We start from the raw sequence: 12,692 nt of genomic DNA on the forward strand, positions 1-12,692 counted from the left end.
GGGCCTGGCAGCGGATGGTCGCGACGGGTGGCCGGTTGGTCCGGGTCGCCGGGCAGATGGGCGCGGCGAGCGTTGCCACGCCCGATCCCATGGCTGCGCCGCTGCCGCCCCGGCGACGTCAGCCATGTGCGGCGCGGGCCAGACGTTCCCGTCTTTCCGGTCCCGGGCTACCGGTACTGGTGATCGGCTCGCTGATGCTGCTGATCATCGCGTTGCTCGGCATCGAGCGCCTCACCGGGCTGAGCGTGCTGCCGGACCGGTTCATCGCCGGCCTGGGACCGCCACCCAAGAAGTTCCCACTACTGTCGGCGAGCGAGCCGGTCGGCATCGAGATCAACAAGATCGATCTGGCCGCTCCGGTGCACAACGTGGGCATCGCGCCCGACGGCAGCATCGCCGCTCCACCGGCCGAGCGTGCGCAGGAGGCCGGCTGGTACGACCAGGGGCCCACTCCCGGCCAGTACGGCCCGGCCGTCATCGTGGGACACGTGGACACCACCAGCGGCCCGGCCGTCTTCCATCAGCTGCCGAGGTTGCGGACCGGTGACCGTGTCGAGGTCGCCCGTTCGGACGGCTCGGTGGCAATCTTCGAGGTCGACCGGATCGATCGGTTCGACAAGGAACAACTACCCGCAGATGACGTCTTCGGTGACTTCAGCCGTCCGCAGCTACGACTGATCACCTGCGGCGGACGGTGGGTCGGCGGGGAGACCGGGTACGCGGACAACGTGGTGGTGTTCGCTTCGCTGGTCGAGGCCCGGTGAGGTCCTGTGGCACCGTGCGGGCGGGGACCGTCGTTCCACCGATCGGCGTCAGGCGGCTTCGGGTTCGCGAAGGTCGAGCCAGTTTGCCCAGCGCGGGTCGGGGGCGCGGTGGCCCAGCACCCGCCAGGCGATCCCCTTCGGTGCGGTCGGCAGCACGTGCAGTCGCCAGCCCAGTTCCGCTGGAGTCTTGTCGCCCTTCGTGTGGTTGCATCTGGCGCAGGCGGCGACGACGTTCTCCCAGGCGTGCCGGCCGCCCCGGCTGCGGGGGAACACGTGGTCGATGGTCTCCGCCGGCCCCCGGCAGTAGGCGCACCGCCAGCCGTCCCTGGCGAAGATCGCCCGGCGGGACAGACCCACGTGGGTACGGTAGGGAACCCGGACGAAACGGGTGAGGCGGACAACCGACGGTACCGGCAACGCACTGCGGGCACTGTGCAGGATGCCCTCACCGTCGGCGACACACACCGCCTTGGCGGAGAGCACGAGGATCGCGGCACGACGTACCGACACGACACACAGGGGCTCGTAGGTGGCGTTGAGGACCAGCGCGCCGGAGCCCACCGTGGGTCGTATGTCAGGCATCGCGTCACCCTCCCGGTCAAGCGGCTCACCACTCGCCACCGCCGACCGGTGCGCGGGCACCGCCCCACACCACGTCGACGCCGGCCGGATCACCGACGTCCGCTGCGCCAATCGTCCCTGATCGGACCCACGAATGCACGCACTAATCCTGGGTACCACGGGGCGGCGACCCCCGGCCGCGCCCCACCGGACCGGGCATCGCGGGCCGGTGGGTCGACGTCGGACCAGCCGGTCGGTTGCGGTACGAAATCAGGGTGAACCTGAGCAGCCTCAGCCCCACCCCCGCCCCGTCCGACTCCGAGGTCGTCGAGACGCCCAGCCCGGAGTGCCTGAACGAGGTCCTGTGCGAGATCGTCTGGAACTGGACCGGTTCGGTGTGGTTCGCCGAGGGTAGCTTCTGGATACTCGTCAAGCCGCTGCGGATCATCGTGATCCTGCTGCTGGCGTTGGCTGCCCGATGGCTGGTACACCGCACCATCCGACGGCTGGTACGTACCACCACCGACGCCGGCGTGCCGACCATGCTCCGTCCGCTGCGTGAGCGGATCCCGACCGCCGCCACCGACCCCGGCGAGTTCGTGCCGGAACGCCGCCGGCAGCGCGCCGAGGCCATCGGCTCGGTGCTCCGGAGTCTCAGCACCGCGTTCATCTTCGGCATCGCCCTGCTGATGGTGCTCAAAGAGTTCAGCTTCGACCTGGCACCGCTGCTGGCCAGCGCGGGCATTGCCGGCGTGGCGCTCGGCTTCGGCTCGCAAAGCCTGGTCAAGGATCTGATCGCGGGGCTGTTCATGCTGATCGAGGATCAGTACGGGGTGGGCGACAACGTCGATCTCGGCGAGGCGACCGGGGTGGTCGAGGCCGTCGGGCTCCGGGTCACCACCGTCCGGGACGCCCGAGGGGTGCTCTGGTACATCCGCAACGGCGAGATCATCCGGGTGGGTAACAAGAGCCAGGGCTGGGCGTTGGTGGTGGTCGACCTGCCGATCGGTTTCGCCGGTACGGAGGAGGCCACGGCGGTGCTGCGTACCGCCGCCGCCTCGATCGCAGTGGACCCGGAACTGGCCTCGTCGATCGTCGAGCCGCCGGAGGTGCTCGGCGTCGAGCAGGTCACTGTGGAGGGCACGCTGATTCGCACGGTGGTGAAGACCACTGCCGACGGTCAGTTCAGCGTCGGTCGGGAGTTGCGTCGCCGGCTGGCCGAGGCGCTCGAGAATTCGGGTATCACCGCGCGGATCGCGGCGGGCCGCCTCTACGGTCTACCTACTCGATCCGATTCGGAAACCGGTCAGGGTGGTGCCACCTGAACCGACCGGCGGGTGTCGCGGCTGAGCGGCCCCTCGGGTATCGTCCGTTCGTTCAGTCGGAGATGCGACCAACCAACCATTCGCCCTAGCTAGTTGTCAGACGATCGGGCAGAATCCGGTGCACACGCTTACCGAGCGGTGTCACGTCCTCGCTGATCCGCAGACTGACGATGGCCCCCGGGCCGCCATCACGAGTGGCAGGGCATCGGGACGATGGAGGCGATGGTGTCCGACGAGCGACCTTCGACGAAAGGACCGGCCACCTTTCGGGAGGTTTTCGCCGAACATGAGTACCGCGCCGTCTTCGCGGCCAGCACGCTGACGTGGGTCGGTGACTATGTCGCCAAGGCAGCGGTCACCCTCCTGGTCTATCGGGAAACCGAGTCCGTGGCGTTGTCGGCGGCTGCCTTCGCAGTCAGCTATCTGCCCTGGCTGGTCGGCGGCCCGTTGCTTGCCACACTCGCCGAACGGCACCGCTTCCGTCGGGTCATGGTGGCCTGCGACCTCATCCGGATGGCGCTGATGCTGCTCGTCGCCATTCCCGGGATGCCGGTGCCGGTGATCCTGGCCCTGCTGTTCGCCACCACGCTGGCGAACTCACCGAGTCAGGCCGCGCGGTCGGCGCTGCTGCCGCTGATCCTGCCCGGCGACCGGCTCGTCGTCGGGCTGTCGATCAACGCCAGTGTCGGACAGGCCGCCCAGGTGGTCGGTTACCTGCTGGGTGCCGCCATCGCGACGGTGAGTCCCACCGCCGCGCTGCTGATGAACGCGAGCGCCTTCGCACTGTCCGCCGCGCTCGTCCGGTTCGGGGTGCGGGACCGGCCGCCGGCGATGAACAACACCCACCGCAGTCACCTGCTCCGCGAGACCGCCGAGGGCTTTGGGATGGTCTTCGGGACGCCGATGCTGCGGGCGATCGCCGTCCTGGTCTTCAGCGCCATGCTCTTCTCCATCGTTCCCGAAGGGCTGGCCGCCGCCTGGGCCAACGAACACGCCGGAGAGAACGTCGACCCCGGCCTCTCGCAAGCGGTGATCATGGCAGCGACTCCCGCCGGCTTCATCCTGGGCGGGCTGGTCATCGGCCGCACCGTCGCACCGGCCCGCCGGCTGCTCCTGCTCCGGCCGTTGGCTGTCGCCGCCCCGCTGGCGCTGGTGCCAGCGCTGCTGGACCCGCCGCCGGTGGTGGTGGCGCTCCTCGCCGGGGTCTGCGGGTTCGCGGTCGCCGGGCTGCTCCCGACGGCCAACGGGCTGTTCGTCCAGTCACTCCCGGACGGCTTCCGGGCCCGGGCGTTCGGTGTCATGGCGACCGGGATGCAGGTCATCCAGGGCGCGGCCGTACTGGTGACCGGGCTACTCGCCGAGCGGTTTCCGATTCCACTCGTGGTCGGCGTGTGGAGCGCCGCCGGGGTGGTGCTGATGTCACTGGTCATCCTGCGCTGGCCCGACCAGCAGACCGTCGCCGCCTCCGTCGAGGCCGCCCAGACCGCTTCCGCCGCAGCTGCCGGAACTGTCGCCCCCGACGAGCCCTCGGAACAGGACACCTCCGACCATCATGGTCCCGACCAGGTGGATCCGGATCGGCCCCGGCACGCGGTGACCTGAGCCACCCTCGCCACCCGGTGCCGACCGGACGAGCACCGGGACACGCCTGGCAGGATGGAACGGTGAATCCCGCAGGTGAGTCCGAAGGCCACGGTGGAGCGGTCACGTTCTTCGACGCCGTCGGCGGTGAGCCCACGTTCCGCAGGCTGGTCGAGGAGTTCTACGCCGGCATCTCCGCCGATCCGCTGTTGCGCCCGATGTATCCGGAGGAGGATCTGGGGCCGGCCGCCGACCGGATGCGACTTTTTCTCATGCAGTACTGGGGCGGCCCGAACACCTACTCGGCGCAGCGAGGCCATCCTCGACTGCGGATGCGACACGCCCCGTTCCGGATCGGCGCTGCCGAACGCGACGCCTGGCTGCGTCACATGCGCCGGGCAGTCGAAAGCATCGACCTGCCCCCGGCGCTGGCGACGGAGCTGTGGAGCTACCTCGAACGGGCGGCGTACTTCATGGTCAATGACATGTCGGATCCGTCGGAACGCGGCTGACCTGCACCACCTCGCCAGTCGGCACCGGTCAGAGCAGGGCGCCCTCGTCGTGCAGCCAGTCGACGAAGCTGGTCGCCACGGCGGCACCGCAGTCGAGCAACTCGACAAGCAGCGCGTCGTGGGTCCCAGCCGCGAGCGGGACCTGCAATTCGGCGTAGATGGGCAGCTGGCCCCGCTCGGTGGGATCGCCGACGTACGCCTTGCAGAAGCGTCGCGTGTGGTTCCACTCGTTGACCACCCGGTAGGCCCGGTCCGCCCAGTCCGGCGGCACCGTCGCGTGCGGCCGGGCCCGCAGCACGAGGATCTCGTCCTCCGGTCCTTCCAGGGTGACCAGGACGGCATGCCGCTCCCACATCGCCAACAGGTTGCCGTCTCCGTCGGCCAGGTAGCGCACGTCGAGTAGATCGAGCGCGTCACAGATCCGGCTCAACGTGACCTGTTCGACCGTGGCTGGCATGTCGACGATCAAAGGACGCTCCGCAGCCGGGCACTCGTCCCCCGGTTGCCGGGGCACCGGCGGGCCGACCCGGACGCCACCTTCCACCATGATCCTGCTTCGCGTTTCCGGGTCGCCGCCACCGGCGGGACCTGGACGCCATGACCACCACGGCATCGCTCGCGCACCTCACTCCCCAGCGGATCCGGTCGCCTACAGTGGGTGGATCCGAGGATGGACGGTACCCGGACAGCCGAAACGAAGCACCCCCCCAACGCCAGCACCGGACTGGAAGGATGAACAGACCTCATCCTTTCGCATGAGCCACGATTGGCCGTACGACGAGGTTCGTAGCCTTCTGCGACCAGATGGCTCCGTACGGTCCCACCAGTCCGACCCATCGGCCAGCCGCGCGTACCTGCACCCCGTCACCATCCGACCGATCCCTCGACGTCCCGAGGAAACCCATTCGAACCAGGCCCTGCACCATCCGCTGGGTCACCTCCACCGGACGGTCAGGCTCGTCGTCGGGAGTGACCACCACCGCCACATGGTCGAGCAGGGCGTCCCGCAGCACCCGCTGCCCCACCGCCCGACCACCGACGCCGTGCTGAGCCGCCTCACGCAGGGTGCCCGCCGCTGCCTCGGCCAGCCGGCGCAGCTCGCCAACCGGCAGCGTCTCCACCCGACGGCTGAGTGCCGGCGGCAGGGCCCACCGCCACTGCGCGTCCTGGCGGGCCGGCAGGGCCGCGCGGCCGGCCGCGAGCTCGGCGAGCAACTGGTCGGCCGCTACGGTCACGTCACCGGGGCTCGCGCCGGCCACCGTCCGCACGGCCAGCACCTCCCAGGGCAGCCGCGCCCAGAGAGCGGTGCGTACGCCGCCAGCGGCTGGCCGCAGTCGCACCAGGGCGGCGCGCTCCAGCCGGACGAGCCGGGCCAGGAACGCACCTGCGTCGGTAACGTCGACGATGCCGTGTCCGCCACTCACGACGCCGCCCGCGGGGCGTAGCCGAGCAGGAACGAACGCTCCGGTTCGCTGAGCCGCCGGGGCACCCGCCGGGCAAGGTCGAACGGCACCAACACCGACAGGGCTCGACTGATGAGCAGCTCGCCGTCGTACATCTCGTAACCGACCGTGAAGGATGCGGCGCGCAGCTGCTCCACCCACAGCTCGATCCGCACGGTGGGTGCGGCCTCGACGGTGGCTCGGTCGAGGGCGTAGTCCACCGGCCGGAGATAGTCGATCTCGTGCCGGCGGATCACCACGCCGTCGGCGAACGAGCCCACCCCGTACGCTCGGGCACCGACGAACATCAACGCCACCCGGGCCTCCTCGTAGAGGGTGAGGAAGCGGGCGTTGTTGACGTGGCCGTAGGCGTCCAGGTCGGACCAACGCAGGGTGCAGTGGTAGACGAACCGGTCAGCCACGACGCACCGCCCGGTCAGTCGCGGGTCAGCTTGCGGTAGGTCACCCGGTGCGGACGGGCCGCCTCGGCGCCGAGCCGGTCGACCTTGTTCTTCTCGTACGCCTCGAAGTTGCCCTCGAACCAGAACCACTTCGACGGGTCCTCGTCGTCGCCCTCCCAGGCCAGGATGTGCGTGGCGACCCGGTCCAGGAACATCCGGTCGTGGGAGATCACCACCGCGCAGCCGGGGAACTCCAGCAACGCGTTCTCCAGGCTGGAGAGAGTCTCCACGTCCAGGTCGTTCGTCGGCTCGTCGAGCAGGATCACATTGCCGCCGATCTTCAGCGTCAGCGCCAGGTTGAGCCGGTTGCGCTCGCCGCCGGAGAGCACCTTGGTCGGCTTCTGCTGGTCCGGCCCCTTGAAGCCGAACGCCGCGATATAGGCCCGCGAGGGCATCTCGACCTTGCCCACCATGAGGTGGTCCAGCCCGTCGGAGACGACCTCCCAGACGGTCTTGTCGCCGTCGAGGCCCTGCCGGTTCTGGTCGACGTAGGACAGTGAGACCGTCTCGCCGACCCGGACCGAACCGCGGGTCGGCTCTTCCAGCCCCACGATGGTCTTGAACAGGGTGGTCTTTCCGACACCGTTCGGCCCGATGATCCCAACGATGCCGTTGCGGGGCAGCGAGAAGGAGAGATCGTCGATCAGCAGCCGATCGCCGAAGCCCTTGGCCAGGCCCTTCGCCTCGATGACGGTGTTGCCCAGGCGGGGACCCGGCGGGATCTGGATCTCCTCGAAGTCCAGCTTGCGGGTCTTCTCCGCCTCGGCGGCCATCTCGTCGTAGCGGTCCAGACGGGCCTTGGACTTGGTTTGCCGGGCCTTGGCGTTGGAACGTACCCAGTCCAGCTCGTCGGCCAGGCGCTTCTTCATCTTGGCGTCGCGGCGACCCTCGACAGCCAGCCGGGCCGCCTTCTTCTCCAGGTAGGTGGAGTAGTTGCCCTCGTACGGATAGGCACGGCCACGGTCCAGCTCCAGGATCCAGTTGGCCACGTTGTCCAGGAAGTACCGGTCGTGGGTGATCGCCACGACGGTGCCGGCGTACTTGGCCAGGTGCTGCTCCAGCCACTGCACGCTCTCGGCGTCCAGGTGGTTGGTGGGCTCGTCGAGCAACAGCAGGTCGGGAGCTTCCAGCAGCAGCTTGCACAGCGCGACCCGGCGACGCTCACCGCCGGAGAGCTGGGTGACGTCGGCGTCCGGCGGCGGGCACCGCAGCGCGTCCATGGCGAGTTCGAGCTTGGAGTCGATGTCCCAGGCGTCGGCGTGGTCCAGCTCCTCCTGGAGCCGACCCATCTCCTCCATCAGCTCGTCGGAGTAGTCGGTGGCCATCTGCTCGGCGATCTTGTTGAACCGCTCCAACTTGACCTTCGTCTCCGCTACCGCCTCCTCGACGTTGCCGAGGACGGTCTTGGCGTCGTTCAGCGGCGGTTCCTGCGCGAGCATGCCCACGGTGAAACCGGGCATCAGCCGGGCGTCGCCGTTGCTCGGCTGGTCCCAGCCTGCCATGATCTTGAGAAGACTGGACTTGCCGGCGCCGTTGGGACCGACCACCCCGATCTTGGCACCCGGCAGGAAGCTGAGCGTCACGTTGTCGAGCACGACCTTGTCGCCGTGCGCCTTACGCGCCTTGTCCAGGACGTAGATGAACTGGGCCACGGTGCGGGCTCCTCCGTCGCTTTCGATCGCCGATTTCGCGTGCACGGGCGCGGGCCAGGCCGCTGCCCGTCGCCGTCGGCCGGTAGCCGGCCGCGCGCACGCCACCGTCAATCCTGACAGGTACACCGCACCGCGCCCACATCGCCCCGCTGAACACTGCCCGCGGCTCGGGTCCACCGCCCCGAGGCTGGCCGGGATGGACACACCTGTAAACATGATCACGTCCGGGGTTCGCCGAGTTCGGCACGGGTAGGTGAGTCCGGCACGGGGGAACAGACACCGCAGCTACGCTCAGTACGCTCATCGCGGTGGACCCGACAGCACCCGGAGGTGGCCGATCGTGACCGTCCGTAGCTCCTTTGTCGTAGTGGCGAACCGACTGCCGGTCGACGAGGTGAGCACACCCGAGGGACGGCAGTGGCGACGCAGCCCCGGAGGGCTGGTCACCGCCCTGCATCCCGTTCTCGCCGAACACCAGGGCACCTGGGTCGGCTGGGCAGGTGGCACCGGCGCCGCCCCCGAGCCGTTCGATCTTGAGGGCATCCGGTTGCATCCGGTGCCACTGAGCGCCGAGGAACTGGAGCGCTACTACGAGGGGCAGTCCAACGCCACGATCTGGCCGCTGTACCACGACGCCGTCGAGACGCCCGCTTACAAGCGCCGCTGGCGTGAGGCGTACCGCCTGGTGAACGCCCGGTTCGCGGAGGCGGCGGCAGAGGTCGCCGCCGAGGGCGCCACGGTCTGGGTCCAGGACTACCAGCTCCAGCTGGTGCCGGCGATGCTCCGGGAGCTACGCCCCGACCTGCGAATCGGCTTCTTCCTGCACATACCGTTCCCGCCGATCGAGCTGTTCATGCAGATGCCGTTCCGCGCCGAGATCCTGCGCGGACTACTCGGCGCCGACCTGGTCGGATTCCAGCAGCGGCTCGCCGCGCAGAACTTCGTCCGACTGGCCCGGCACCTCCTGGGGCTGCGATACGAGGGCCAGATGATCCAGGTGGACGGTCGCCAGGTCAAGGCAGGCGCGTTCCCCATCTCGATCGACACCAAGGAGATGGAGCGGTTGGCCGCCGACCCGGCGATCCAGGCGCGGGCCAAGGAGATCCGCGAAGAGCTCGGCAACCCTCGAACGATCATTCTGGGCGTCGACCGACTCGACTACACCAAGGGCATCGAACTGCGGCTCAAGGCGTTCCGCGAGTTGCTCGCTGACGGAAAGTTGACAGTGCCCGACGCGGTTATGGTGCAGGTTGCCACACCGAGCCGCGAACGGGTGGAGCACTACCAGGCACTTCGCGTCAAGGTTGAGCGCGAGGTTGGTCGGATTAATGGCGAATTCGGCCGGGTTGGCGTGCCAGCGGTGCATTATCTGCATCAGTCGTACAGTCGGACCGAACTGGCTGCGATGTACGCCGCCGCCGACGTGATGATGGTCACTCCGCTCCGAGACGGAATGAACCTGGTGGCCAAGGAGTACGTCGCATCAAGGGCGGACCACGGGGGCGCACTCGTACTCAGTGAGTTCGCCGGCGCCGCAACCGAGCTGCGTCAGGCGTTCCTGTGCAACCCGCACGACCCCGACGCGGTCAAGGACGCTCTGCTACGGGCCGTGCACGTGGAGAAGCCGGAGGCTCGTCGCCGTATGCGGACAATGCAACGCCACTTGCGCACCCATGACGTGGGGCACTGGGCGAAGTCGTTCCTCACCGAACTGGGTGTACCCGACATGGAGGCAGTGTGAACGCGGCGTCCAACGGGAACAACACGCCCGCCGCAGGCCCACTCGCGCCGGAGCTACGCGCCGCCATCGGGCGGATCGCCCGAGTGCCCCAACTCCTGGTCGCCTGCGACTACGACGGCACGCTCGCACCGATCGTCGCGGACCCCAGCAAGGCCGTACCACTGCCGGAGTCGGTGGCCGCCGTGCGGGCCCTGGCGGCGCTGCCGCAGACCACCGTGGCGGTCGTCTCCGGCCGCGCACTCCGCGATCTGGCCGCCCTCTCCCGGCTACCGAGCGAGGTCCACCTCGTCGGCAGTCACGGCTCCGAATTCGACATCGGCTTCGTCGAGCGGCTCTCCCCCGAACTGATCGCCGTACGCACCCGGTTGCGGGACGCCCTGCGGGACATCGCCGCAGCGCACCCCGGCGTCCGGCTGGAACGCAAGCCGGCCAGTGTCGCCGTGCACACCCGTGGCGTGGATCCCGAGATCGCCGCCGCCACCGTCGACGCGGTCCGCAACGGTCCCGCGACCTGGCCGGACGTCACCGTCACCCAGGGCAAGGAGGTCATCGAGCTCTCCGTCGTGGCCACCCACAAGGGCACCGCCGTCGACCAGTTGCGCACCCAGCTCTCATCGAGCGCGGTGCTGTTCATCGGCGACGACGTCACCGACGAGAACGCCTTCGGCAACCTGCACGGCCCGGACGTGGGCATCAAGATCGGCCCTGGCGAGACCAAAGCCGGCTACCGGGTGGCCGAGCCGATCGAGGCAGCCCGCGCGCTCGGGCTGCTGCTGGAGACTCGACGGCACTGGCTGTTCGGCGAACGGGCGGTACCGATCGAGCGGCACTCGATGCTCGCCAACGGTCGGACGGTCGCGCTGCTCACGCCGGACGCCAAGGTGAGCTGGCTGTGCAACCCGAAACCCGACTCGGCGGCGATCTTCGCCGATCTTGTCGGTGGCAGCCCGGCCGGGCACTTCAGCGTCGCGCCGGAACGCGGCGGCATACCGCTGGGTCAGCGCTACCGCTCGGGCACGATGACCGTGGAGACGCGCTGGTCAGGACTGACCGTCACCGACTGGCTCGACAAACCCGATCCCCGGGCCACCCCGGACGGTCCCGCGATCATCTCCGGTGACTCGACCCTGATCCGGGTACTGACCGGCACCGGGCGGGTACGTCTCGAATTCGCGCCCCGACCGGAGTTCGGGCAGGTCGCCGTGCAGCTCCAACCACTCGACGACGGCCTGCTGGTGCTCGGTTCCAACGAACCGGTCGCCCTCTACTCCCCCGGCGTGCAGTGGGAGGTCGGTAACGACGGCGGGTACGAGACCGCGAAGGCGGTGGTGGACCTCGCCGCGCTCGGTGGTCAGGTGGTACTGGAGCTGCGTTTCGGTACCCACAGTCTGGAACACCACCGGCTGCCCATCCACGAGCGGCAGGCCGCCGCCGAGCGTCCGTGGAAGGACTGGGTCGCCTCGCTGCGGCTGCCCACCACGGCCAGGGACCTGGTCGCCCGCAGCGCCCTGACGCTGCGCGCCCTCTGCCACGAGGCCACCGGCTCGATTCTGGCCGCGGCCACCACCTCGCTGCCGGAGGAGTTGGGGGGCGTCCGCAACTGGGACTACCGCTACTGCTGGCTCCGCGACGCCGCGATGACCGCCCGGGCCCTGGTCGACCTGGGCTCGATCGCCGAGGCCGAGGCGTTCCTCCGTTGGGTGGACGGCTGTGTGGAACGCACCGGCGGACACCCGGAGCGGCTGCACCCGCTCTACACCGTCGACGGCTTCGAGCTGGGTGCCGAGGCGGTCATCGACACCCTGCCCGGCTACGCCGGTTCCCGCCCGGTACGCGTCGGCAACCTCGCCAACCACCAGCTCCAGCTCGACGTCTTCGGCCCGATCGCCGACCTGATCGCCGCCACCGCCGACGTACGCGGTTCCGTGCGCGCCGAGGAGTGGCGGGTGCTGGAGAACATGGTCGAGGCGGTCCGCCGTCGATGGCACGAGCCGGACCACGGCATCTGGGAGGCCCGCCTACCACCCCGGCACCACGTCTTCTCGAAGGTCATGTGTTGGATGACCGTCGATCGGGCGTTGCACGTGATGCGCCAGCACGGCGGTGAGGACCGCCCCGAATGGGTGGAACTACGCGACCGGATCGGCGCCAACGTGTTGGAGAACGGCTGGCACGAGCACGCCGAGGCGTACAGCGTCGCCTACGGCGACGAGGACATGGACGCCTCGTCGCTGTGGATCGGCATCTCCGGCCTGCTGGCCGGCGACGATCCCCGCTTCCTCGCCACCGTGTTGAAGATCGAGGCGGATCTGCGTAGCGGCCCGGTCGTCTACCGTTACCACTGGGACGACGGCCTACCTGGTCGCGAGGGCGGCTTCCACATCTGCACGGCGTGGCTGATCGAGGCGTACCTGCGCACCGGCCGGCGGACCGACGCCGAGGAACTCTTCCTCCAGATGATCGACACGGCGGGTCCGACCGGTCTGCTGCCCGAGCAGTACGACCCGCTGGCGGAGCGTGGCCTGGGCAACCACCCCCAGGCGTACAGCCACCTGGGCGTGGTCCGCTGCGCCCTGCTCCTGGACAACATGCTCAAGCAGTAGCCCCCACCCCAACCCGTGTTGATCATGAGGTTTACGGCGTACCTGACCGC

12 protein-coding genes are annotated in these 12,692 nt (G+C 69.2%); 7 read left to right on the forward strand and 5 right to left on the reverse strand.

Annotated features, from left to right (window positions below):
- The first annotated feature begins 14 nt into the window (after positions 1-14).
- On the forward strand, positions 15-764 hold the full coding sequence (locus tag HCA58_RS21105) for a class F sortase (RefSeq protein ID WP_240956546.1): 750 nt from the start codon (positions 15-17) through the stop codon (positions 762-764).
- A gap of 48 nt (positions 765-812) precedes the next feature.
- On the opposite strand, the gene HCA58_RS21110 is transcribed toward HCA58_RS21105, so the two are convergent.
- Positions 813-1,346 (reverse strand): HNH endonuclease, encoded by a 534-nt coding sequence (locus HCA58_RS21110; protein WP_169599571.1) that lies wholly within the window; start codon positions 1,344-1,346, stop codon positions 813-815.
- Between HCA58_RS21110 and HCA58_RS23920 the strand changes: the two genes are divergently transcribed.
- The 4 genes from HCA58_RS23920 (at position 1,336) to HCA58_RS21125 (ending at position 4,743) form a co-directional block, all read left to right on the forward strand.
- Complete coding sequence (locus HCA58_RS23920; protein ID WP_277351284.1) at positions 1,336-1,467, forward strand: hypothetical protein; 132 nt, start codon at positions 1,336-1,338, stop codon at positions 1,465-1,467. The genes HCA58_RS21110 and HCA58_RS23920 overlap by 11 nt on opposite strands.
- 127 nt (positions 1,468-1,594) lie before the next feature.
- Positions 1,595-2,650 (forward strand): mechanosensitive ion channel family protein, encoded by a 1,056-nt coding sequence (locus tag HCA58_RS21115; protein WP_346776070.1) that lies wholly within the window; start codon positions 1,595-1,597, stop codon positions 2,648-2,650.
- A 222-nt stretch (positions 2,651-2,872) separates the two neighbouring features.
- On the forward strand, positions 2,873-4,252 hold the full coding sequence (locus HCA58_RS21120) for an MFS transporter (protein ID WP_169599572.1): 1,380 nt from the start codon (positions 2,873-2,875) through the stop codon (positions 4,250-4,252).
- A 62-nt stretch (positions 4,253-4,314) separates the two neighbouring features.
- Complete coding sequence (locus tag HCA58_RS21125) at positions 4,315-4,743, forward strand: globin (RefSeq protein WP_169599573.1); 429 nt, start codon at positions 4,315-4,317, stop codon at positions 4,741-4,743.
- A 28-nt stretch (positions 4,744-4,771) separates the two neighbouring features.
- On the opposite strand, the gene HCA58_RS21130 is transcribed toward HCA58_RS21125, so the two are convergent.
- The 4 genes from HCA58_RS21130 to ettA all read right to left on the reverse strand — a co-directional run bounded on the left by HCA58_RS21130 (position 4,772) and on the right by ettA (position 8,298).
- A complete protein-coding gene (locus HCA58_RS21130; protein ID WP_169599574.1) occupies positions 4,772-5,356 on the reverse strand; it encodes a YbjN domain-containing protein in 585 nt (194 codons plus the stop codon).
- Between the two features lie 130 nt (positions 5,357-5,486).
- A complete protein-coding gene (locus tag HCA58_RS21135; protein ID WP_169599575.1) occupies positions 5,487-6,167 on the reverse strand; it encodes a hypothetical protein in 681 nt (226 codons plus the stop codon).
- Positions 6,164-6,607 (reverse strand): thioesterase family protein, encoded by a 444-nt coding sequence (locus tag HCA58_RS21140; RefSeq protein WP_169599576.1) that lies wholly within the window; start codon positions 6,605-6,607, stop codon positions 6,164-6,166. The genes HCA58_RS21135 and HCA58_RS21140 overlap by 4 nt, the downstream gene beginning before the upstream one ends.
- A 14-nt stretch (positions 6,608-6,621) precedes the next feature.
- Positions 6,622-8,298 (reverse strand): energy-dependent translational throttle protein EttA, encoded by a 1,677-nt coding sequence (gene ettA / locus HCA58_RS21145; protein ID WP_169599577.1) that lies wholly within the window; start codon positions 8,296-8,298, stop codon positions 6,622-6,624.
- Positions 8,299-8,638: 340 nt separating this feature from the next.
- Here ettA and HCA58_RS21150 point away from each other — a divergent pair, with 340 nt between their 5' ends.
- Entirely contained in the window at positions 8,639-10,039 is a 1,401-nt protein-coding gene (locus HCA58_RS21150; RefSeq protein ID WP_169599578.1) for a trehalose-6-phosphate synthase, read from the forward strand.
- Positions 10,036-12,642 (forward strand): trehalose-phosphatase, encoded by a 2,607-nt coding sequence (otsB, locus tag HCA58_RS21155; RefSeq protein WP_169599579.1) that lies wholly within the window; start codon positions 10,036-10,038, stop codon positions 12,640-12,642. The genes HCA58_RS21150 and otsB overlap by 4 nt, the downstream gene beginning before the upstream one ends.
- The last annotated feature ends 50 nt before the right edge of the window (positions 12,643-12,692 follow it).

The sequence above is a fragment of the Micromonospora sp. HNM0581 genome, from assembly GCF_012726175.1.
In the GTDB taxonomy this organism is placed as follows: domain Bacteria; phylum Actinomycetota; class Actinomycetes; order Mycobacteriales; family Micromonosporaceae; genus Micromonospora.

Bases quoted from the DNA above. Each gene is read 5' to 3' on its own strand.
- HCA58_RS21110 (WP_169599571.1), bottom strand. From the start codon at position 1,346: ATGCCTGACATACGACCCACGGTGGGCTCCGGCGCGCTGGTCCTCAAC.
- HCA58_RS23920 (WP_277351284.1), top strand. From the start codon at position 1,336: ATGTCAGGCATCGCGTCACCCTCCCGGTCAAGCGGCTCACCACTCGCC.
- HCA58_RS21120 (WP_169599572.1), top strand. From the start codon at position 2,873: ATGGTGTCCGACGAGCGACCTTCGACGAAAGGACCGGCCACCTTTCGG.
- HCA58_RS21130 (WP_169599574.1), bottom strand. From the start codon at position 5,356: ATGCCGTGGTGGTCATGGCGTCCAGGTCCCGCCGGTGGCGGCGACCCG.
- HCA58_RS21105 (WP_240956546.1), top strand. From the start codon at position 15: ATGGTCGCGACGGGTGGCCGGTTGGTCCGGGTCGCCGGGCAGATGGGC.